The sequence below is a fragment of the Streptococcus sp. 449_SSPC genome (assembly GCF_001073005.1).
In the GTDB taxonomy this organism is placed as follows: domain Bacteria; phylum Bacillota; class Bacilli; order Lactobacillales; family Streptococcaceae; genus Streptococcus; species Streptococcus salivarius_F.
Map to the genome: position 1 here is coordinate 87,415 of NZ_JVGR01000022.1, position 22,580 is coordinate 109,994.

The window sequence follows — 22,580 nt, forward strand, 5'->3', positions numbered from 1 at the left end:
TTTTAAAGTTGTGTAAGCGGTTACTGTGTGATAGAATACTTCTAGAGAATGTAACAGATGATTTTGTTACTAGAATTATAGGAGATCCAAACTATGGCAACGGTTAAAACTAACACAGATGTTTTTGAAAAAGCGTGGGAAGGCTTTAAAGGAACTGACTGGAAAGAAAAAGCTAGCGTTTCACGTTTCGTTCAAGCAAACTACACACCTTATGATGGTGATGAAAGCTTCCTTGCAGGACCAACTGAACGCTCTCTAAAAATTAAAAAAATCGTAGATGAAACTAAAGCAGGCTATGAAGCTGAAGGACGCTTCCCAATGGATACTCGTCCAACTTCAATCGCTGACATTGACGCAGGATACATTTCAAAAGAAGATGAACTTATCTATGGTATCCAAAATGATGAGCTCTTCAAATTGAACTTCATGCCTAAAGGTGGTATCCGTATGGCGGAAACTGCTTTGAAAGAACACGGTTATGAACCAGACCCAGCTGTACACGAAATTTTCACAAAGTACGTAACTACAGTTAACGATGGTATCTTCCGTGCTTACACTTCAAACATCCGTCGTGCACGTCACGCTCACACGGTTACTGGTCTTCCAGATGCATACTCACGTGGACGTATCATCGGGGTTTATGCTCGTCTTGCCCTTTACGGTGCTGACTACTTGATGCAAGAAAAAGTTAACGACTGGAATGCTATCAAAGAAATCGACGAAGAAACTATCCGTCTTCGTGAAGAAGTTAACCTTCAATACCAAGCACTTCAAGACGTTGTTCGCCTTGGTGACCTTTACGGTGTAGATGTTCGTCGCCCAGCCTTCGATACTAAAGAAGCTATCCAATGGACAAACATCGCCTTCATGGCAGTATGTCGTGTGATCAACGGTGCCGCTACATCTCTTGGACGTGTGCCAATCGTTCTTGATATCTATGCAGAACGTGACCTTGCTCGTGGTACTTACACTGAATCAGAAATCCAAGAATTCGTTGATGATTTCGTTATGAAACTTCGTACAGTTAAGTTTGCTCGTACAAAAGCTTACGACCAATTGTACTCAGGTGACCCAACATTCATCACAACTTCTATGGCTGGTATGGGTGCTGACGGACGTCACCGTGTTACTAAGATGGACTACCGTTTCTTGAACACTCTTGACAATATCGGTAACTCTCCAGAACCAAACTTGACAGTTCTTTGGACTGACAAATTGCCTTACTCATTCCGTCGCTACTGTATGCACATGAGCCACAAACACTCTTCTATCCAATACGAAGGTGTAACTACTATGGCTAAAGACGGATACGGTGAAATGAGCTGTATCTCATGTTGTGTATCACCACTTGACCCAGAAAACGAAGAACAACGTCACAACATCCAATACTTTGGTGCTCGTGTTAACGTACTTAAAGCCCTTCTTACTGGTTTGAATGGTGGTTACGACGATGTTCATAAAGACTACAAAGTATTTGACATCGATCCAGTCCGTGATGAAGTTCTTGACTTTGACACTGTTAAAGCTAACTTCGAAAAATCTCTTGACTGGTTGACTGACACTTACGTAGATGCCCTTAACATCATCCACTACATGACTGATAAGTACAACTACGAAGCTGTTCAAATGGCCTTCTTGCCAACTAAACAACGTGCTAACATGGGATTCGGTATCTGTGGTTTCGCAAATACTGTTGATACATTGTCAGCAATCAAATACGCTACAGTTAAACCAATCCGTGACGAAGATGGCTACATCTACGACTACGAAACAATCGGTGAATACCCACGTTGGGGTGAAGATGACCCACGTTCAAACGAATTGGCAGAATGGTTGATTGAAGCTTACACTACTCGTCTTCGTAGCCACAAACTCTACAAAGATGCAGAAGCTACAGTTTCACTTCTTACAATCACTTCTAACGTTGCTTACTCTAAACAAACTGGTAACTCTCCAGTTCACAAAGGGGTATACCTCAACGAAGATGGTTCAGTGAACTTGTCTAAATTGGAATTCTTCTCACCAGGTGCTAACCCATCTAACAAAGCTAAAGGTGGATGGTTGCAAAACTTGAACTCACTTGCAAGCCTTGACTTCGGTTATGCAGCTGACGGTATCTCACTTACTACTCAAGTATCACCTCGTGCCCTTGGTAAGACTCACGACGAACAAGTTGACAACCTCGTAACTATCCTTGACGGATACTTCGAAAACGGTGGACAACACGTTAACTTGAACGTTATGGACTTGTCAGACGTTTACGAAAAGATTATGAGCGGTGAAGATGTTATCGTACGTATCTCTGGATACTGTGTAAACACTAAATACCTCACTCCAGAACAAAAAACTGAATTGACACAACGTGTCTTCCACGAAGTTCTTTCAATGGACGACGCTTTGGGATAAAATAACTAAAGAGCTCGCAATAGCGGGTTCTTTTATTTTTGCAAAAAGCTAGTTTTCATTATATTTTTCTAAATCTACTATAATCTACATTTGACTTTTTATCAGATTAGCTATAAAATAAAAGCGTTTCCGTTTGGTATCTCCAAACGCTTCCTTCTCAGAAGCACCTTAGAGAAACGATACTCAATGACTGTCAAACGGATGGTTTCTAATAACACGTAAACTATCATTGTTATAAGATTAAAGAGTATAAGGAGGACAAATGAATAAGAAAAGTTTTAAGATAATTGGATTAGTCTCTCTCGTAGCAAGCACTGTCCTACTCGTAGCCTGTCAGTCTGATACAAAAAACGAATCCTCAAAACACAAGGATGTTCAATGGGGCTATACTGGTGCTACTGGTCCAGACCATTGGGGTGACCTTTCTAAAGATTATGAACTCAGCAAAAATGGTAAAGAACAATCTCCAATCAATATCACCGGGGCTGAGGACGTTGATCTTCCAGAACTAAACCTTAAGAATCAAGAATCAGAAGCTCAAGTTGAAAATAACGGGCATACAATTGAAGTCAGCTTTAAAAATCCAAAGAATACCCTAACGATTGGTGATGATGTCTATAAATTACAGCAGTTCCATTTTCACGCACCTAGTGAGAATGAAATTGATGGTCAGACTTATCCTCTAGAGGGGCACTTCGTCTATAAGACAGATAATGGGAAAATCACAGTTATCTCAGTTCTCTATAATTATGGCGATGAAAATCAAGCCTTAAAACAAATCTGGGATAAAATGCCTCAGGCGGCCAATACAGAAACTGAGCTTCCTCAGGCTATCTCACTAGATGATTTCTATCCTGAAGACAAGGACTACTACAACTTCGAAGGTTCCTTGACAACACCACCATGTACTGAGGATGTTAACTGGATTGTCTTCAAGAATCAAGAAACCGTTAGCAAGGAACAAGTGGAAAAATTCACTCAAACCCTTGGATTTGAAAACAACCGTCCTATCCAAGATACAAACGGTCGACAAATTAAAGAATAAAACAAGATAAAAAGCTTGATGGTAACTCCTCGCATCGGGCTTTTTTTCGTTGACAATTAGTTATAGACTTTGTTACACTTGCCCTATGATTATCAAACATACAAGAGATACACTCTCAGAAACTTATCTCGATGCCGTAGCCATCCGAAACACTGTTTTTGTTAAGGGGCAAGGTGTTCCTCGCTCCATCGAGATTGATGCGAATGAAGCCTACTGCATCCACTTTGTTCTATATGATGACAAAGGCAAGGCCGCAGCAACCGTACGCCTACTACCGAATAAAGACTTGACTCAGGTTACCCTTCAACGTATGGCGGTGCTTGTTGACTACCAAGGTCAAGGTCTGGGGAGCATTCTCCTAAAAGAAGCTGAAGATTTTGCACAAGAACAAGGCTTCCAGACTATTTCTCTCCATGCTCAACTCGGTGCACTTAAGTTCTACCTCAATAATGGCTATCAAGAAGTCGGTAACATCTTTGAAGAAGCTGGTATCCAACACATTACTGTTGAAAAATCCTTAATAAGTAAAAAAGCTTAAGCAGTTGACCTACTGCTTAAGCTTCTTCTTTTGTCGCAAATATAGGATAACCATGCTCGACAGCTAGAACTGTCACATTTTTTCTAGCTTTTAATCTCTCTGTGATTTTTTTCCAGCTACGATTTCCCATAATGATAACGATCATCGTTACCATATAAACTAAAAAAGCAGGATATCTAGCAAAGTCGGTAAATGTCAATTTTAAGGACTCCAGAATTTTCCTGAGTATAAAGGCGTAACCAATCACAATATGAGTGAGTGCACAAAAGTACCCTAAACATATAAGCAAATACTCTATTTGAAGCTTCTTGGAACGCCTCTTGTAGAGCAACTTATAGTCTTGACCATACTTTTCAAACACAGGAAAATGAATATCAAACCCTCTTCTCATACGAAGGACTTTTAAATCGGGTTGGGCACGATACCCAAGGCAATGAATCAGTTTGTATAGTAGTTCTCTTATCAAAATATAAAAAGAAATAATAAGGTTAGATAACAAGCTAATAAATACCAAAACTACAAAAGAGTCTACATCTCTATCCGTCGTCAAAAAAATGATCACCACTGTAAAACACATACCACAGACAAAGAGACTACTCCCGTTAAGCATGCAAAAGAGAAGACTCAGAAACCAGGAGACAAATCTACTTTGTTTAGGTGGCTTAAGCGACCGTTCCATTATGAACTCCTTCTTCATGATTCCAATCAAAACATGGTAATTTTTGATTAACTTGGTGAGCCCTTCGTATAAGCATCACTTTAGTCTTTATTTCTTTAGAAAAATAGGGTAAAAATACTCCTCTGAGATAACTTTTAAGTTAAAATAACGGACAAAGTGACTTTTCAGATGTATGAGCCATCTTACAGAAAAAATCAAAACACCACATAAGAGCAAGAAGATTATATAGCCAACTTTTCCTAAGGTGAAGCTATAACCGATTAGAATAACTAAGATGATTAAGAGGTAGAGTCTACCAAGAGTCGCTAGGAAATAAAGAAATTGATGTCTAAGAGAGCGCTTATCATATAGTATTTTGTAGGCATCTGTCGTTTTTTCAAAAAATACTATATATGACGTTCTACCTCGGTAATCCTCTTCTCCAAAGGGGCGGGCATGGTAACCACAGAAATGAAAAAGTTTAAATAAGATGCCATTCCACATCCTATAAAATGTCACAACCAAAAGTATGACAGCAATAACTTTTGGAATATCCACCTTTTGCCCGACCTGACCAACACCAAATAGATGCTTCAGCCATACAAATGTCACATAAGACAAGACTATCAAACATATCTTCAAAAAGATAAACAATTGTGTCGCCCCGACACTAATCTCACCTTCTAGAGGATTAAAAGATGTCCCTCTTCTATTTTTATTTGTCAGAATGTACCAACTCCTTCTTCATTATCTCAATTAAAACATCTCTGTCCTTAATCCATTGAGCTCTCTCATCCTTGTAGTAAGTACGATTACTGAGGAAAATCGCCGCACGTTGAGCTGGGATGTTAATCAGAACAAAGGTACCTGTATAACCAGTATGAAGAATCCACTCTCCTTGAAGGTCCCAAGCGACACTACGTTCCTTGTTGGATTGGCTGATATTCTGCGTCATATTTTTAGCAAAATCATCCGTCAAATAGTGGTTAACAAAAATCTCTAAGTCTTTTAAGGTTGAAAAGAGACCTGCCGACCCTGTGTGTTCTTTGAGAACTCGAGCCTTGGGATCATGAACAGTCCCACCCGGAACCCCCTCAACAGTTGGAACAGCAAGGTCAACTGGCCCAAACCGTGTTTCAGACATACCAAACGGTTGGAAAATTTCGGAGTCAAAAAGCTTATCCAGTGTTTGTCCTGAGACTTTCTCAAGCATCAAACCTAGGAGAATAAAATTAATATCTGTATACAAGAAAGGTTTATCAGCCTTAACTTTGATAGCATTAATAGCAGCAATCAAGCCAGCTTGGTCTAAGTCATCACGATTTGGAATAAAAGGATCAATTCCGCTACTGTGAGAAAGAAGCTGACGAAGGGTTAACGTCTTATCCACTACTTCAGGATAGTAAGTCGATAGTTTCTCATCCAAGTCCAATTTTCCAGCCTGCAAGTAGAAAAGACAGAGGGTCCCAACTCCGACTACCTTGGAAACACTAGCCAGATCATAGGTCAGTCCTGGAACTACCGGATGATTTCCATCCTGAGTTCCTAGATAATGCTCCTGCCAATCTTGTCCGTCATAAAGTGCAAGGCTGGCACCTGGAAAGATGTCAGCCTTGATGTAGTCTGTAATTGTTGACAATGTTTGTTGAAAATTAGTCATTACTTTGTAAACCAAACCTCAATATTGCTCATGTCAGTGAGTGCGAGCAAGTTCCCTTTGCTGTCTAGGTAACTAGAGAACTGTTCTTTTTCAAGTTTATCATGCAAGGCAAGCAAGTCATAGTCTTCTGCTACCTTAAACTCTAGAATTTCCAAATCCCAAGTTTGGTCTGGACTCACTTGGAGGTCAGGACCTTCTGCTTTTTCAAAGTGGATAGACAAAGGCAATTCTTCGCCAAAAAGATTATCGTAGAAGAAAGCTGCTTGGGCTGTATCAACAACGTTCAAGGTCAAAGACTCAACCGTAAAGTCTGACACTCCTTTGAAATCTTCTTTTTCTTCAACATCTGCGTATTCAACTGTCTTAAGAGTAGACAAGTCATCTTCGGCATGCATCAAAATAAGACCATTCTCAGGTGAGATTGTTTCAAAGGCATAGCCCTTTTCCCCTTGGAAAATAGCCTTGGCTTGGTGATCATCACGCGCCAAAAGGTATTCAATCTCAAGTGGATTTGAAACTTTAATGACCACTTTATTAATTTTCTTAGGACCTTCAACAGCGCGACAACGATAAGCTGGTGACTCCTCAATCACAAAAAGTGAGTTACGGTCTGTCCAATCTGTGAAGACCGCAAGGGCATTTTCCTCAGTCAAAAGCTTAAATCCTAATGTATTTTGGTAAAAATCAATATTTTCTTGTCTGTTATTTACACGAAAAATTGGTGTATGAAACTTAAAATTCCCTGATTGCGTCATGACAACCTCCATTCTTCTCTATTTTATCCGAAAAGAGCCTGTGTGACAAGGATTTTCCTAAGAAAAAACAGGATTGTAATTTTTTCACTTTATTTCACACAAATTATGAAAGTCATTACATTATCTTCACTTTTGGGCTAGCATTTCCCTCATTTTAGAGTATAATAGAGTCTATGAAAACTCTTGTCAATAATCTGGCATTTAGACATGCCTATCAGGGATTTTTTTTACTGCTGATGATAGCTATCCCAAACATCACCTTAGGTATGACAACCTTATATAACAATCAGACTGGGTTGACCTTCACTAGCCTTGAAAGCTGGGGGATTATCGCTGTCAACCTCATTATTTTTTATATTACCTATCTTTGGGCTAAAAGCGAAAGATTGATTCACAGCTTTAGCTTAAATCGAAAGGACATCAAAGCCATTATCTGGGGCTTTGTCATTATCTTCTTGATGGGACTTATCGGAAGTAACCTCATGTTACTGACCCACACCAACTACCATGCAGAACTTCAAAAGACCCTAACAACCATACCTATCCTACCTGTAGCGATTGGTATGATGACTACAGCCTTCCTACAAGAACTACTCTTTCGTAAGTGGATTTTCACTTGGTTGTCGCCTTATTCAACAGTAGCTGTTTTAGTGAGTTCTGGTCTCTTTTGTCTCTTCCACATGCCTACCAATCTTGCCCATCTCCTCCTTTATATCGGAATGGGTTTGGCCCTCTCTATGGTCTACCAAAAAAGAGAGAACTTATCTACAAGTATCACACTTCATGTTTTGTGGAACCTTTACACCTTAGGTGCTACAATTCTGGTTATAACTACTCCTATGTAACTGAGAATGCTTTCTCAGTTTTTTGTTGCTCTCAAAATTTTAAGCATAAAAAAATCTGAAGCTTGAACTTCAGATTTTTTTATATTGATTAAAGGTAGAGGGCTTTGAACAAGTATACAGCCAAAATCCCTGCAAGGATTGGAGCCACAACTGGGACCCATGAATACCACCATTTAGAATCACCTTTGTGCTCACCAAGAACTGATGTTGGCAAGATGTGGTGAAGAAGACGTGGCATCAAGTCACGGGCTGGGTTAAGGGCTGGTCCTGTAGGTCCACCAAATGAGAGAACCAAGGCACAAACCAAGAAACCAACACCGATGTGAGCTACAGCAAGAGATCCATTCGCCATTTGGCCTGTTACAGCTTCTTTATCATACCCATATTGGACTGCTTGTGAGACCAATTTGTGACCAAAGTAGTTATTAGTCAAGGCAAGAGCACCAAAGAAGAGAAGGAATGAACCTGCAAACTCGTTGGCAAAACCGTTAGCCCATGCACGATTACGATTTTCTGGAGTGTCGTCATGATCGTCAACTGCTGAAATCGTTGAGAAAGTACCAAGAATATTGTTTGGATTCTCAGTTTGTACATAGTAAGGTTGGTGAACCCAAACCACGATAGCTTGACCTACAAAGGCACCAAGAAGTTGTGCAATAAGGTATCCAGGAACACCCACCCATGAGAACAAGCCAGATGCAGCAAGTCCAAGTGTGAAGGCAGGGTTGATGTGGTTACCAGAAACATCACCAAACATAAGGGCTGGCATCATAACACCAAAACCATAACCAAAGGCGATTACAATCCAACCAGATTTGTTACCTTTTGTTCCCTTAAGCTCAACGTTGGCAACGGCACCATTACCAAGGGCTACAAGAAAAGCAGTCGCGATAAACTCAGTGAGGTATTTCAAGACCCATTCACTGCTGAGCGCTTCTTTTAGAAAATCATTCATTTGTCTCTTTATTTCCTTTCGATTTTACAATAATTTAGACATCTATCATTTTATCAAGTATAATGTCTGATGTAAAGATATTTCTGAAATGTTTATGTATTCTTTTTGAGGTTTTTAAATATGAAATTTAACCAGTTTAGTTACATCCCTGTTAGTCCTGAAATTGCTTGTCAGGAACTTCGTTCTTTAGGCTTTGAAGTCTCTCTAGATGCCAGTGCCAAAGCCAATTTTGAGGCTTTTGTTCGCAAGCACTTCCTTTTCTTTGAAGATACTGATTTGGCTTTGAAAAATTGGATCGCTGATACAGAGACTGATCTCCTAACCTTCTTCCAATCAGACCGTCCTTTGACTGCTGACGTCTTTGGTTTGGTAGCTCTTCAAATGCTAGGATTTGTCCCTAATGTGGACTTTACAGACAGTGCTGCTTTCCTAGAGGAAATGGCTTTTCCAATTACTTTTGATGGTAGCCTTAATAACCTCCATCAATTGCTAGCAACACGCACACAGTCTGGCAATACCTTAATTGATCAGTTAGTAGCTCAGGATTTGATTCCTGTAAGTAATAACTACGTCTTCTTTAATGGTAAGAGCTTGGCAACATTTGACACTAATCAGCTTCACCGTGAGGTGGTTTATGTCGAAACACCTGTAGATACCGATCAAGATGGACAGTTAGATTTGGTCAAGGTAACTATCTTACGTCCTGATGTGGACTTCCCAGTTCCAGCCATGATGACCGCAAGTCCTTATCAACAAGGGACTAACGAGCCTGCTTCAGACAAGCTTACCCACAAGATGGAAGGTGATTTGCTCGTCAAACCAACAGGTGAAATCTCCCTTAGCCAACCAGAAATCAAGACACCAGAGGCAGACCTTACGCCTATCAATCCTGTCACGAAGGCTCAGGAGCGTTTTGCTCACACAGATACCTACACGCTTAACGATTACATGTTGGCTCGTGGTGTGGCTTCTATCTATGTGTCGGGTGTCGGTACCTTCAATTCTGAAGGCTTCATGACCTCTGGAGACTATCAGCAAGTTCTGGCCTATAAAGCTGTCATCGACTGGCTCAATGGTCGTGCACGCGCCTTTACTAGCCGTAGCAGACAGCATACCATCACTGCAGATTGGGCATCTGGTAAGGTGACTACTACTGGACTTTCATACTTGGGTACCATGTCCAACGCCCTTGCTACAACTGGTGTTGACGGTTTGGAGATGGTTATCGCTGAAGCAGGTATTTCTTCTTGGTACGACTACTATCGTGAAAATGGACTCCTCGTCAGTCCTGGAGGCTATCCTGGTGAAGATCTCGACACCTTGACTGAATTTACCTATTCTCGTGCCCTATTAGCTGGAGAATACCTACGCCACCAAAAAGACTACCAAGCCTACCTCAAAGAGCTAAGCACAGCCATTGACCGTAAGCATGGTGATTATAGCCAGTTCTGGCATGACCGTAACTATGTGCAGTTCGCAGACCGTGTTAAAGCTACTGTTGTCTTTACACATGGTAGCCAAGATTGGAATGTCAAACCGATTAACGTCTATCAAATGTTCAATGCTCTTCCAGACTCTCTTGAAAAACACCTCTTCTTCCACAATGGTGCCCACGTTTACATGAATGCTTGGCAGTCTATTGACTTCCGAGAAAGCATGAACGCCTTGATTTGTCAGAAACTCCTTGGTTTGGAGAATGGCTACACACTGCCTACTGTTATCTGGCAAAACAACCAGTCTGAACAGACCTGGGAAGTTCTCGATAACTTTGGACACGACAATGGTAAAAGCATTCAGCTTGGTGAGACTGAAGCCAGCATCGCTAACCATTATAAAGAGGAAACCTTCACCAAATACGGTAAAGCATACCAAAGCTTCAAGGATGCCCTCTTTGCAGACAAAGCCAATGCCATTACCTTGGACTTTGAACTGGACCAAGACATCCAGATTAATGGCCGTGTCCATCTAGAGCTCAAAGTCAAATCTAGCACAAACCGTGGTCTCATTTCGGCCCAAGTTCTGGAAATGGGTGACAAGAAGTATCTCGCACCTATTCCCGCACTCAAACGCATGAATTTAGATAATGGCCGTCTCTTCAAGGAAGAAGCCTTACGTGAATTGCCATTCAAGCAGGCAAAATACCGTGTCATTACCAAGGGACACCTTAACCTGCAAAATCGTAAAGACCTCCTCACCATTGAGGATGTCACTCCAAATGAATGGATGACTATCGGTTTGGATTTGCAACCAACCATCTACAAACTCAACAAGGGCGACAAACTCCGACTTGTTCTCTATACCACAGACTTTGAGCACACCATTCGTGACAATAGTGACTACGAATTAACTGTGGACCTAAGCCAAAGTCAGATGACATTGCCTTATTAGTCTTTATCGCAAAAATCCCATAGGATGAGAACTCCCATGGGATTTTTTTATTGTGTGGAAATAAACAAGATTTAGTCTTCAATTTTTACGATTCATTTTAATGTTATTTAAACAAATGATGTAGCCAAGACAGTGGAACAACACAAAGATATGCCAGTAAAAATAAAGCATAAAGCTATCAGATTTAGTCAGCGTATAAAAAAGTAAAATGGCAACTAACAAAATGGAGAGCCACAGCGTCTTCTTAAAGAATAAAAAGTATTGATGCCATATCTCTTTATCGCCCAAAGTAACTTTAGATTTTTTGATTAGGAAAAGATGCATCAAAATCTCTGCTAGACTGCTAAGTACTGTTAAAACCAGAATCTTACTTAGAGGAATACCTAAAAAGAATCCCATCCACTCAATAAGCAATTGGGACAAAACAATGGCCGTAATGGCACGTAGATTTTTTGACATAAAACTTAAACCTCACAGTTCTCTCAAACAGAAAGTTTTCACAACACCTAGAAAGTTACCAAAGCATAGATAAGAACTTACAGCATCGCAATTTTTATAGGCGTGTCTATCATAAACTGAATTCTAGCCTCGTTCACTTTGTTTAATAACTTTAAGCACTCTAGGTGTCAGAAAAGCTAGCAAACAAATATCCAAAACAATCACAACAATAATGATTAGACGCCATTCGGCATCTCTCACCGTCAGCAAACGATAAATACCAGCTAAAATTATAGCCAAATGCGCCAAGCCCATACCAGCGTAAATTTGTTTAAGAGTAAACTGTCGTTCTTCAAGTGGACGACGGTCAAGCTCTTGCTTAATCAACAGGGGCAACACAAGTAAAAAGATTGATAGCAATGCCAGAGGTAGCCAAATCCAGATTGGATGCTGACTAGATAGAGTATTTAAAGCTATATTCCCAATGACTACTCCTAGGATTGCTGATACGACACGTAACGAACGTAACACAGCAGAACTAAATTTTTGTAATATCACCATTTTAACTCCTTTTTTACTAGGACTATTTAAACAAATTATAAGGTATTATCATAGAAATGATTGGCTATTATTTCTGAATCTAGAATAGCTAAAACCTCGTAAATATCACATTAATCGTGACAGATTAGAGTAACGACATCACTTCTCATTTCTACAAATCAGCTGACTAAGATCATCAGAGAGCGATGAAGAAACATAAAGTGACAAGGTATAAAATAAAAATGTTCTTTCTTGATGCCAGAAAAATGTTATCACACATTGAATACAGACAGCCAAGATAAATTGTAGGATAAATTTTATATATTTTCTAGAAATAACAGATTGTTCCAATAGTAATCCTCCTTTCACGACATTTTTTGAAGACCCAGACCCTGCAAGTTTTGTCTATACGATAGAAGAATATCCTTCAAACATTGGAAATTCACTCTAATTTTCACATGTTTCATTAATCACTTTCTTATTATAACACTTTTATGCAACGTAAATTGAATAATGTCACAAACGGTTACTATATTTTCTGAATGGTGGGGTTAGAGTGAGCTTTAGAGTCTTTTCCTCTCAAGATAGTGACAAAACACAAGTAATCGGATTATCTAGGACTCAACATTATTTCTTAAATTGTGTCCATTTTTTAAAAAGCAGACTATAAAGAAGCAAGGTTAGCCCCAACAAGTTAATGGTATGGTGGACTGCATCCAAACTTCTAAATAGATTAGCGAGGCCCATTCCGATGAGAATGGTAGCCAGTAAATACGGTTTTGAGTTTTTGAACATACTTTTCTCCTTAAAGTGTTTTTAGCTTTCTGTGCAAAGCTATGATTTTTATTATAGATTGGAAGCCGATAAAAAAGTAGTGACATAAATGTCACTACTTGTCTGACCTTATATCCTTGATAATCGTACACATAAGAAAGAGAAAAAGACATAACCCAATAATATTTAGGCATTGAAGTCCAAAATTCAGTTTTTCTCCCAAGTTATGTAAGGCAACAAGGATGAAGCCCATAGACATCATTAGAGATACTAGGTGTTTTTTAGTCATGATTATAGATACCTTTTATCTTTTAAAATATTTTTTGACTTGCAAATAAGCTAGAAAATCACAGAGGATTAACAAAAGCATTAATACGGCTAGTACTATACGGTCTGTGGTATCACTGAATGTAAGTAATGTGTAAAACTCTACACAAAGCACTAGAAATGAGATGACCAGAAAGACAATGAAGGACTGCCGTATTGTTAACGGATTCACTGAATCTGGACGCTTCTTAAGAATATGGTAGAGCAGCCCATTTACAAAAATGACTACTAAAGCTAGTGCTCCGACTGCTAACCAAATCTCTGGAGAGGTCTTGCTTTTGTAGAGAGAAATACTGGTACTTATAAGGAAAACTGCCAGTACAGCAGTGACGACCCTAGAAAATCGCAATACTCTCGAACTAACATTCTTTAACTTCATGATAAAACACCTAAATTATGAATAACCTCAGTCAGTCTTGTAAACTGAATAAGCTATTACATTAAACTCTATTCCTTTCTGTATTTTTTTATACTGCTGTAAGATCTCAAAAAAGACCTTAGCGATTACATTCTACTGGAGATGTAATACAGTAGCGTCATTAGTACTGATACTTTAAATAGGCGAATATACATATCTTTGTTTTTTCTATTACTAAGATATGCAATCAAATATAATATAATCTCCGCTATTATCAGCAAGAATAATTTTACTTCGGGAACATCAAAAATAAGCATTTGCAAGCCCCGAAGTAGCACATATCATAGTATAACCCCCTGCGGAAACAGGTCCTGCTGCCCATGCCATGAGCATACCACCTAGACAGCCACCAATTACTGCTCCAACTTTCACACCACCAGAAATAATTTCTAGCTCAGCATCGCACATCTTATTATACTTAGTCACATTCATTTTTTAACCTCTCTAAAAGCTCGCTCCGATACATGCTAGCCCACCAGCAACTGCTCCAACATGTGCTCCTACAAATGCTCCTGGAAATGCTGTAACACCAAATGCTGCCATACCACCTGTAAATCCAGCACCTGCGCCAGTTAAAGCTCCTCCAAAGATTAAATCTTTACATCTATTTCCACCTTCAACGTTTGCAAGTGCCTCGAGATCGAGTGTTTCAAAATTGTTCATTGTTTGTGTTGTCATTCTAACAACCTCCTAAAATATTATTTTTTAGCTTTTTCTCTCAAGCTATGGTTTTATTATAAGTTGTAGGCCAACAAAAAAGTAGTGACATAAATGTCACTACTCGATTTTGATTTTTAAGAAATCTTTTCGAATATAAAATCTATGGTCTAGATTAGCTTACGCTCCTTCCATTGCACCTGCTTGTAGGCTGTACATCTTATGATAGGTACCACCAAGGGCTAGGAGTTCCTCGTGGCTACCGTGTTCGATGATGCGGCCCTTGTCTAAGACATAGATGCAGTTGGCATCTTGGATAGTCGATAGGCGGTGGGCAATGGCAATGGTTGTACGTCCTTGACGCATTTTTGCTAGAGAGTTTTGGACAATAGCCTCTGTCTCCGAATCAATATTGGCTGTCGCTTCATCCAAAATCAAGATTTTAGGCTGACTAGCAACGGTCCTAGCAAAGGCTAGAAGCTGACGTTGACCGGTTGAAAAACTTGAACCTCGTTCGGAAACTGGAGCTTCATAACCTTCTGGAAGTTTGTCGATAAAGTGGTTGGCATCCACAAACTCAGCAGCGGCTTTGATTTCTTCATCAGTTAAATCTTGATACATGGCAATATTGGATTTGATTGTACCATGATAGAGAAAGGGTTCCTGAAGGACAAGACCAATGTTCTTACGTAGCTCTGCCTGACTATAATCGCGAATATCCACACCGTCAAGAAGAACTCGTCCTGATTGGAACTCATAGAAACGCATAAAGACATTGATAATAGAGGATTTTCCGGAACCTGTAGAACCGACAAAGGCGATGGTTTCTCCTTTATTGACAGAGAAGGAAATACTATCTAAAATCTGGTGCTTGCCATCATAGGAGAAGGAGACATTTTCAAAGCGAATATTCCCCTCAGTAACCTTGGCATCTGTGCCTCTCTGCTCAGGTTCATAGGTGCGCTCGTCGATCAAGGCGAAGACCCGACCTGCTGAGACCATCGAGGTTTGCAAGGTTGAGAAGTTTTGTGTCACTTCAATCAAGGGATCAAAGAGGCGGTTAATGTACTGGATAAAGGCATACATGGTCCCCGCTGTGATGCCCAAATAGATACCTCGGTAGCCAAAGTAGGCCATGAGAACAGCATAGCCCAGGAGCTTCAGTAAACTCATGGCTGGGCGTAGAAAGAGAGAATCCAGTGACATGGAACGGCTGGCGTAAATCAGGTGTTCCTCATTAATGGCATCAAACTCTTTTTTGAGGCGTTTCTCTTGGTTAAAGGCCTGAATGATGCGAATCCCTTCGATACTCTCTGACAGTTTGGCATTTATATCTGAAAGCAAGGCTCTGGTCTTTTCAATGATGACCACTGATTTTTTGCGGTAGAGATTAACCAAAAGAACAATCAGAGGAAGAAAGAGCACAATAAGCCCGGTCAGACGAATGTCCAAGATCATCATGGTGTAAAGGGTGGTAACAAATATAAAGATAGCCGAAATAAAGCTAGACAGAATCCCTGAGAACATCTCACTAATAGTCTCTGTATCATTGGTCAAGCGGGAAACGATAGAGCCTGCTGGAGTTTTGTCAAAGTAAGACATGCCTAGTTTCTCCATATTGGCAAAGGCATCTCGGCGAATATCCCTGACAATGCTGTAGGACACACGCGCAAAAAAGAGATTTCCCAAATACTGAACTAGTGTCTGCAAAAGATAAAGACCATAGTAACCAATCAGAATTAAACTTGCCGCCTGATTCATATCATGAAGATAGTGGTCAATAAAATAAGAGGCCACAAGGGGAATAATACTCTTGATAACCGTTGTGGACAAGAGGAAGGCTAAAGCTAGAAAGGTCAAGAATTTGTAAGGCTTGAGATAGGTCAAGAGACGCTTAAACACAGACCATTGGTTTTGATTAGGCATCATCTTCTTCTCCTCCTTCCATTTCTAACTGTTGAGACTCATAGGTCTTGGCATACCAACCACCCTGAGCTAGCAAATCCTCATGACGGCCACGTTCAATGATACGACCATCCTGCATGACTAAGATAAGGTCAGCGTGCACCACCGCACTCAGACGATGGGCGGTAATGATAGTTGTCTTGTCCTTGCGGGTATGTTTGAGATTGTCAATAATAGCATATTCTGTCTTGGCATCAACCGCAGATAGGGAGTCGTCCAAAATCAAAATATCTGGATCCAAAATCATGGCCCGACTCATGGCCAGACGTTGTTTTTGACCGCCTGATAGGCTGACACCCTTTTCACCAATGATTGTTTCAAAGCCTTCAGGCATATCCTTGATGTCATCATAAACTTGAGCTAACTTAGTCGCTTCTTCTACCTTGTCAAAGGAGAGATCCGGATTACCAAAGCAGATATTGTCTAAAATGGAGCTGGCAAAGAGAAACTGGTCTTGAGGAACATAGCCCATCAAGCTACGCAAGTCTGATAGGCGATAATCTCGGATGTTATGACCATTCAAATAGATGGCTCCTTGATTAACATCGTGCTCCCGCAAGAGCAACTTGACAAGGGCCGTCTTTCCTGAGCCAGTCTGTCCAACCAAACCAAGGGTTTGCCCCTTGTCCAAGGTGAAATGAATATCTCTCAAAGTATCCTCATCCTCAAAGGCAAAGCGGTCAATCGCATATTCTAAGCGACCATTTTCAATACTTGGGAGAGGGTGCGCAGGATCTTGAACATCTGATTCCTGCTCCAGAAGATTTTCAATACGTTGGTAGGACACATTTCCTCTCTGTGTGATATTAAAGAGGAAGCCAATGGCCATTAGAGGCCAAACCAGCATGTCCAAATAGGTAATGAAGGTTACCAAATTTCCGACCGTTATCTGACCAGCCTGAATCATAAAGGCACCGACAAGAAGGGTCAAAACATAGGATGAGCCAACAAAGAGTAAGACCAAAGGATCAAAAAGGCTATCATACTTCATGGTATGCATATTCTTTTTAAAGGTCATCTTATTGGTCTCTTGGAAGGACTGAAGCTCAGCCTCCTGATAGCCAAAAGACTTGGTTACCTTGATACCTGATACCGACTCTTGGACCTTATTATTAAGTTCTGAAAAGGCTGCCTGGGATTCTCCAAAAGCTTTATGGGTCTTGCGTCCTAAACGACTAGTCGCAAAAGCCATGAAGGGGAGGGGTAAGACAGCCACCAGTGTCATCTGCCAGGAAATGCTGAAAAACATGGTGATTAGGGTTACCAAGGCTGTGATAGAGGCATCCACGGCTGACATGACGCCCCCGCCAGCCAAGCGGGTTAAAGAGTTGATATCATTGGTTGCATGGGCCATGAGGTCCCCAGTTCAGTACTTTTGATAAAAAGAAGGCGACATCTTAGTAAAATGCTCAAAAAGGCGTGAACGCATAATCTGGCCTAAGCGATAAGAAGTCGCCAAGATATACATGCGCCAAACATAGCGCAAATAGTACATCCCCAGAGCTGCCAAAAGCAAATATACGAGATTCAGAAGCAAGATCTGATTGGTCAATTTTCCCGATGTGATAGCATCAATGACCCGCCCCATAACCATAGGAGGAATTAGATTGAGAACCGAAACCAGACTCAGTGCCAAGATCCCGACAATATAACGACGTTTTTCTAACTTGAAAAACCACCAAAGTTTTGCAATGATTGATTCTTTAAAAGACAAGTTACTCCTCCTATCCTTACAAATGGTTAATAATAGACCTCGTATAAGTCTCGTATGATAAGGTTACTTCCAATAGCGATAGATTGTGCCATCTTCTAACTGAAAGTGACCAATATAAGATAACTTCCCAAAATCAGTAGACTCTGGCAATTGATAAGCAAAGGAATCAAAATTATATACCTTGTTCCCACCATCCATAGAGTAGCTATCCTTATCATGGATAACGGATTCATCTTTCTTAGGGCTCCAAATGCGTCTGATTTCATCAGATGTCTTATACTCTCTGACAAAATTGTACAATTCAAAATTAGTAGCCTCACTGAGATAGCGACCATCGGTGTTGTAGTTGGCTAATTGAGGCTCTCTCTTAGGCTCAGAATAATTCCAAACCTGTCCTCTTTCTCGCATGATATCGGCATCACGGCCACTTTGATAAGTATCTGCCTTAACCATCGTCATTGTTGCTCCTAACGTTAATACGGTGACTACTGTCATCATTAAGTGTTTCATTATTTCTCCAAACGTGTTTATTCATTTTTCCCTCTTTTGAATATGTTGTATTTGTATGATAGAAAATAAGTGAAACCTGAGACGCGTAAGCTCCCAGGTTTTTTACTCTTTAAAATGCGTTTGAATCAGTTTTACAAGAAGGTGGTAGACACCCAGTGCCACCAAACCACCCAAAGTATTGGTCCATAAATCATCTAACTCAAAGACACGATTAGCATCAATGAGAAGGTCTAGAATAACTTGTCCAACCTCAATCGTCAAAGACATGACAAAGGTCGCTAAAAGGACCTTTTTCCAAGACCTGAATCTGGGGTACAAGGCTAAAAGCCCTAAAATCAGCGGACTAAGCAAGAAAATATTGGTCACATTTTGCCCAAGGACAAAGACAATCTCTTTAAGACTATCTAGCTGATAAAAGTTGGTCAAACTATTGAATGGGGTTAATAGGACCACGACACGACCAAAATGTTGAATACCAGGGGTTTCAACACCTTCAACTAGCCCGTACTGGGGTGTCCAACATAGGAGCACTAAACAAAGGAGATAAGCACAGACCAAAACTCGGCTTAGCTTTCTTCCTTTTGGTGTCAGTTCTCCATCCTTATCTACCCAAGTCTTAAGCCGAAACATCTTACTTACCTTCTGATTTACCAGAAGCTTCTGCCACTGCCTTTTGACGGTCGCGTTTCATAGTGTTTGAACGCAATTGTCCACAAGCAGCATCGATATCTGTACCGTGCTCTTGACGAACCACGCAGTTAACCCCATTTTTCTTGAGCACATCGTAGAAGGCAGCCACACGTTCTTTCGTTGAACGGCTATATTGGTCGTGCTCTGATACTGGGTTATATGGAATCAAGTTGATGTATGACAACTTACGGATTTTCTTAGTCAAATCAGCCAACTCTTGTGCATTTTCAGGATGGTCATTGACCTCATTAAGCATGATATACTCAAAAGTTACACGACGGTTGGTTGTTTGGATGTAATACTCGATAGCTTCAAAGAGTTTTTCAAGTGGGAATGAGCGGTTGATACGCATGATGCTTGAACGAAGGTCATTGTTAGGCGCGTGAAGTGATACGGCAAGGTTAACTTGAACACCTTCGTTAGCAAATTCCTTGATTTTTGGTGCCAAACCAGATGTTGATACGGTAATGTGACGCGCTCCAATGGCAAGACCATTATCATTGTTAATGGTACGCAAGAAACGAAGCACATTGTCATAGTTATCAAATGGCTCACCGATACCCATAACAACCACGTGGCTTACACGTTCACCGTCGCCACGATCGTCAAAGTATTTTTGTACCAACATGATTTGCGCCACAATCTCACCAGCAGTCAAGTCACGTTGTTTCTTAATCAAACCACTGGCACAGAAAGTACAACCGATGTTACATCCAACCTGGGTTGTCACACAGACAGACAAACCATAGTGTTGACGCATCAAAACCGTCTCAATCAACATACCATCTGGCAATTCAAAAAGATATTTAACGGTACCATCTTTAGATTCTTGAACGATACGTTGTTTCAATGGGTTCACACAGAAATTCTCATTCAATTTAGCAATGAAATCCTTAGAAATGTTAGTCATTTCTTCGAAAGATTGCACACGCTTCTTGTAGAGCCAATCCCAAATTTGAGTAGCACGGAATTTCTTTTCACCGTGTTCCATAGCCCAATCAATCAACTCGTCACGAGTAAGACCATAAATAGAAGGTTTGTAGCCTTCCATATCCTCTAACTTCTGACGTTTACGACGTTCTGGTTTTGCTTGTGTTGTTACTTCTGACATAGTTTAATTTCCTTTTTTTCTGATTGTGAAATGCTGACCATCTGACTTGGTCTGGCTTTGTTTCTTCGATGGAGTGTTTTGACCTTTAGAATTTGGAGCTTGCTTCTGACTCTTCTTGAAGTTAGGCTTACGCTCACGACCACCATCCTCAGATCTAGATTTGAACTTAGGACGACGCTTGATTTTCTCAAAGCTTGGACCCTCTTGATCCCTATCTCTTCGTTTGGACTTGTCTGGCTTTTGCTTAGCAGAAGCTTTTTGCCCCTTATTCTTTTGAGAAGCATTGCGCTCTCTAGATTCCTGAGAAGCATTACGACGATTATTAGAACGACGGCGCTTGCGACGAGGTTCTGTCTCCTCTTCAAAGACGATTAATTGCGGCTCTTCATTTTTCAAAATAAAGTAGGCGCAACCAAAGGCACAGTATTCACGCAAATACTCCGACAATCGGCTAATGCGGTCTGTCTTACGCGTATTAGGGCGCTCGTCCTCGTAAAATCCCTTAAGGCGAAGCTGATCATTGGACCAGTCCCCAACGATATAATCATACTTGAGCATGATTTCAGAAAAACGTTGCCCAAAGCGGGTAGCGTCTAAAGCATCCTTGTGATTTTCAAGAACTGTAAACTGACAGGCATCTGATTTCAGAAGATCAGCCACATACACAAAGTCTGGCCCTGGATATTTATTATAATTAAACATTTCTGGCAAGATTTCTTTACGCATGTGCCATCCTTTCTGCTCTCTCTTATTTTCTATCATGATGCTGTAATAAAGTCTCTATATCTTATCCCAATTGGCACCATTTTTTCCTAAATACTTGGCCACAAGTTCCCTTAACAAATCTGGAAAAAGAAGAGTAACTTCCTTTTCCTTAATTGTAGGAAAGTAAGAAGCAAAGTAGTACTGGTCCACAAGGACCAAACTAAACTTCTCATTGGAATCTACAACCCTTCTATTATACAACAAATTACCGTTTTTGTAAGCAAAATTCCCCGTGATTACTTCACCAAATGTCTTCCCTCTAAATCCCATACCTTTAATAGCTTGATTTTTAAGGAGTTCAGCCTTAGTAAAAACTTCCTGACAGATTTCTTTGAGCTCTTGTCCTGTCACGACTAGACGAGCCATCCGCATCTGATGAGGAAGGGCTTCTTGCAGGTCTGCCATGGTCACTTGAGGACCCAAAGTCTTCATGATGAGTCCAGTATTTAAAAGCGTTAATTGGCTATGAGTCTCCTGACAAACAGCCTGCAAAACCAATTGACAGGTCTCATCAAAATCTAGTTCTCGACCTAGATTAGCTACTTTTTTCTGAGCTAAACGACGATGGCCTTCCTCACGCATAGCCTTGATAAAGGCTTCGTCCTCCTTGTCTAAATCCAAGATGTAGGACTTGGTGGGGATAGCCTCAATCTGACACTCTATCAATTGCCCATTTTTCACAGTAAGGTCAATACAGCCAAGATAATAACCATATCTGTCAGCAGCTGCTAAATAGGTTTCATTGACTAATTTGCCCTCTTCAAAAAGGTGATGCGTGTGGCTTCCGATGACAAGATTTACCTGTGGATAAGTCTCTGCAATCTGCTCATCATAACGTACACCTAGGTGGCTAAGAACGACGACTATATCTGCATCCCTTACCTCGGGACGAGCCAAATCCTCTTCCAACCGAGCCATAGGCTCTAACACTTGCCAACCGTTGGGAGCATAGGTGATGTAATATGGGAAGGTATAGGCCAAGAAAGCAATGTTTGTACCTGCTTTAGTTTTGTGGATAAGATAGGGCTTAGCCCATTCAGGTTGTCTCCCCTCATCCTTGAGATTTCCTATGATCGGCTGAAACTTAGCCTGCTCATAAAGACAGTCTAGCTCCTCCTTGGCCAGACCAATCCCCTCATTATTTCCAATAGTCGCATAGTCTATCCCCAACTCATTCATCAGGGCTACATTAAAACGCCCGGCTGTCGCATCAGATAAGGGATGGGACTTATCCACATTGTCCCCAAGATCTACCTTGATCAACTCTCTATCTGTCTGACTCAAATCATCCACAGCTCGCTTGAGTTGTGGATACTGTTCAAAATGAGAGTGTAAATCATTGATATGAAGAATTCGAATCTTGTCTTTCATGACTCCTATTGTAGCACTTTTGCTATAAAAAAACTTGACAATCATTCTGC

Annotated in this window: 22 protein-coding genes and 1 pseudogene; 5 read left to right on the forward strand and 18 right to left on the reverse strand. The window is 40.6% G+C overall.

Annotation, left to right across the window (positions count from 1 at the left end):
- Positions 1 to 93 precede the first annotated feature (93 nt).
- The 3 genes from pflB to ADH51_RS04755 all read left to right on the forward strand — a co-directional run bounded on the left by pflB (position 94) and on the right by ADH51_RS04755 (position 3,989).
- Positions 94 to 2,406 carry a formate C-acetyltransferase gene (gene pflB, locus ADH51_RS04745; RefSeq protein WP_048674815.1) on the forward strand — a complete coding sequence of 771 codons (2,313 nt, stop codon included), beginning with the start codon at positions 94 to 96 and terminating at the stop codon, positions 2,404 to 2,406.
- A gap of 262 nt (positions 2,407 to 2,668) precedes the next feature.
- On the forward strand, positions 2,669 to 3,451 hold the full coding sequence (locus ADH51_RS04750; protein WP_048674819.1) for a carbonic anhydrase: 783 nt from the start codon (positions 2,669 to 2,671) through the stop codon (positions 3,449 to 3,451).
- A gap of 85 nt (positions 3,452 to 3,536) precedes the next feature.
- Positions 3,537 to 3,989 carry a GNAT family N-acetyltransferase gene (locus ADH51_RS04755; RefSeq protein WP_048674822.1) on the forward strand — a complete coding sequence of 151 codons (453 nt, stop codon included), beginning with the start codon at positions 3,537 to 3,539 and terminating at the stop codon, positions 3,987 to 3,989.
- Between the two features lie 16 nt (positions 3,990 to 4,005).
- Here ADH51_RS04755 and ADH51_RS10080 read toward each other — a convergent pair whose 3' ends face one another.
- The 4 genes from ADH51_RS10080 to ADH51_RS04775 form a co-directional block, all read right to left on the reverse strand.
- Complete coding sequence (locus tag ADH51_RS10080; protein ID WP_048674824.1) at positions 4,006 to 4,668, reverse strand: hypothetical protein; 663 nt, start codon at positions 4,666 to 4,668, stop codon at positions 4,006 to 4,008.
- Positions 4,669 to 4,755: 87 nt separating this feature from the next.
- Positions 4,756 to 5,259, reverse strand: coding sequence for a hypothetical protein (locus ADH51_RS10050; RefSeq protein WP_142255245.1), 504 nt, complete (start codon positions 5,257 to 5,259; stop codon positions 4,756 to 4,758).
- Positions 5,260 to 5,362: 103 nt separating this feature from the next.
- The gene (locus ADH51_RS04770) at positions 5,363 to 6,307 is read right to left on the reverse strand and encodes a serine hydrolase domain-containing protein (RefSeq protein WP_048674831.1); all 945 of its coding nucleotides are present in this window, start codon (positions 6,305 to 6,307) and stop codon (positions 5,363 to 5,365) included.
- Positions 6,307 to 7,062, reverse strand: a complete 756-nt coding sequence (locus ADH51_RS04775; protein ID WP_048674834.1) for a CppA family protein — start codon at positions 7,060 to 7,062, stop codon at positions 6,307 to 6,309. Before ADH51_RS04775 ends, ADH51_RS04770 begins: the two co-directional genes overlap by 1 nt.
- A 266-nt stretch (positions 7,063 to 7,328) precedes the next feature.
- Here ADH51_RS04775 and ADH51_RS09830 point away from each other — a divergent pair, with 266 nt between their 5' ends.
- Complete coding sequence (locus ADH51_RS09830; RefSeq protein ID WP_226973127.1) at positions 7,329 to 7,907, forward strand: CPBP family intramembrane glutamic endopeptidase; 579 nt, start codon at positions 7,329 to 7,331, stop codon at positions 7,905 to 7,907.
- A gap of 88 nt (positions 7,908 to 7,995) precedes the next feature.
- Here the strand turns inward: ADH51_RS09830 and gla are convergent, their stop codons facing one another.
- Positions 7,996 to 8,862 carry an aquaglyceroporin Gla gene (gene gla, locus ADH51_RS04785; RefSeq protein WP_048674836.1) on the reverse strand — a complete coding sequence of 289 codons (867 nt, stop codon included), beginning with the start codon at positions 8,860 to 8,862 and terminating at the stop codon, positions 7,996 to 7,998.
- A gap of 120 nt (positions 8,863 to 8,982) precedes the next feature.
- Here gla and ADH51_RS04790 point away from each other — a divergent pair, with 120 nt between their 5' ends.
- Positions 8,983 to 11,250, forward strand: a complete 2,268-nt coding sequence (locus tag ADH51_RS04790) for a Xaa-Pro dipeptidyl-peptidase (RefSeq protein ID WP_048674839.1) — start codon at positions 8,983 to 8,985, stop codon at positions 11,248 to 11,250.
- Between the two features lie 78 nt (positions 11,251 to 11,328).
- Here the strand turns inward: ADH51_RS04790 and ADH51_RS04795 are convergent, their stop codons facing one another.
- The 13 genes and pseudogenes from ADH51_RS04795 to ADH51_RS04860 form a co-directional block, all read right to left on the reverse strand.
- A complete protein-coding gene (locus ADH51_RS04795; RefSeq protein ID WP_048674841.1) occupies positions 11,329 to 11,709 on the reverse strand; it encodes a hypothetical protein in 381 nt (126 codons plus the stop codon).
- A gap of 123 nt (positions 11,710 to 11,832) precedes the next feature.
- Positions 11,833 to 12,249 (reverse strand): hypothetical protein, encoded by a 417-nt coding sequence (locus ADH51_RS10085; protein ID WP_048674843.1) that lies wholly within the window; start codon positions 12,247 to 12,249, stop codon positions 11,833 to 11,835.
- Positions 12,250 to 12,855: 606 nt separating this feature from the next.
- The gene (locus ADH51_RS10100) at positions 12,856 to 13,023 is read right to left on the reverse strand and encodes a hypothetical protein (RefSeq protein WP_048674846.1); all 168 of its coding nucleotides are present in this window, start codon (positions 13,021 to 13,023) and stop codon (positions 12,856 to 12,858) included.
- 283 nt (positions 13,024 to 13,306) lie between these two features.
- Entirely contained in the window at positions 13,307 to 13,708 is a 402-nt protein-coding gene (locus tag ADH51_RS10305; RefSeq protein ID WP_048674851.1) for a hypothetical protein, read from the reverse strand.
- Positions 13,709 to 13,990: 282 nt separating this feature from the next.
- The gene (locus ADH51_RS04820; RefSeq protein WP_048674855.1) at positions 13,991 to 14,179 is read right to left on the reverse strand and encodes a hypothetical protein; all 189 of its coding nucleotides are present in this window, start codon (positions 14,177 to 14,179) and stop codon (positions 13,991 to 13,993) included.
- A 12-nt stretch (positions 14,180 to 14,191) separates the two neighbouring features.
- Positions 14,192 to 14,425 carry a Blp family class II bacteriocin gene (locus ADH51_RS04825; RefSeq protein WP_048674859.1) on the reverse strand — a complete coding sequence of 78 codons (234 nt, stop codon included), beginning with the start codon at positions 14,423 to 14,425 and terminating at the stop codon, positions 14,192 to 14,194.
- Between the two features lie 159 nt (positions 14,426 to 14,584).
- The gene (locus tag ADH51_RS04830; protein ID WP_002891739.1) at positions 14,585 to 16,333 is read right to left on the reverse strand and encodes an ABC transporter ATP-binding protein; all 1,749 of its coding nucleotides are present in this window, start codon (positions 16,331 to 16,333) and stop codon (positions 14,585 to 14,587) included.
- Positions 16,323 to 18,083, reverse strand: a pseudogene (locus tag ADH51_RS04835) (ABC transporter ATP-binding protein). The gene ADH51_RS04830 and the pseudogene ADH51_RS04835 overlap by 11 nt, the downstream one beginning before the upstream one ends.
- A gap of 63 nt (positions 18,084 to 18,146) precedes the next feature.
- The gene (locus ADH51_RS04840; RefSeq protein WP_037611931.1) at positions 18,147 to 18,593 is read right to left on the reverse strand and encodes a hypothetical protein; all 447 of its coding nucleotides are present in this window, start codon (positions 18,591 to 18,593) and stop codon (positions 18,147 to 18,149) included.
- A gap of 102 nt (positions 18,594 to 18,695) precedes the next feature.
- The gene (locus tag ADH51_RS04845; protein WP_022495882.1) at positions 18,696 to 19,223 is read right to left on the reverse strand and encodes a VanZ family protein; all 528 of its coding nucleotides are present in this window, start codon (positions 19,221 to 19,223) and stop codon (positions 18,696 to 18,698) included.
- A 1-nt stretch (position 19,224) separates the two neighbouring features.
- Entirely contained in the window at positions 19,225 to 20,334 is a 1,110-nt protein-coding gene (rlmN, locus tag ADH51_RS04850) for a 23S rRNA (adenine(2503)-C(2))-methyltransferase RlmN (protein WP_096832658.1), read from the reverse strand.
- Positions 20,335 to 20,397: 63 nt separating this feature from the next.
- On the reverse strand, positions 20,398 to 21,120 hold the full coding sequence (locus tag ADH51_RS04855; protein WP_048674861.1) for a YutD family protein: 723 nt from the start codon (positions 21,118 to 21,120) through the stop codon (positions 20,398 to 20,400).
- 54 nt (positions 21,121 to 21,174) lie between these two features.
- Positions 21,175 to 22,530 (reverse strand): bifunctional metallophosphatase/5'-nucleotidase, encoded by a 1,356-nt coding sequence (locus tag ADH51_RS04860; protein WP_048674863.1) that lies wholly within the window; start codon positions 22,528 to 22,530, stop codon positions 21,175 to 21,177.
- Positions 22,531 to 22,580: the final 50 nt, after the last annotated feature.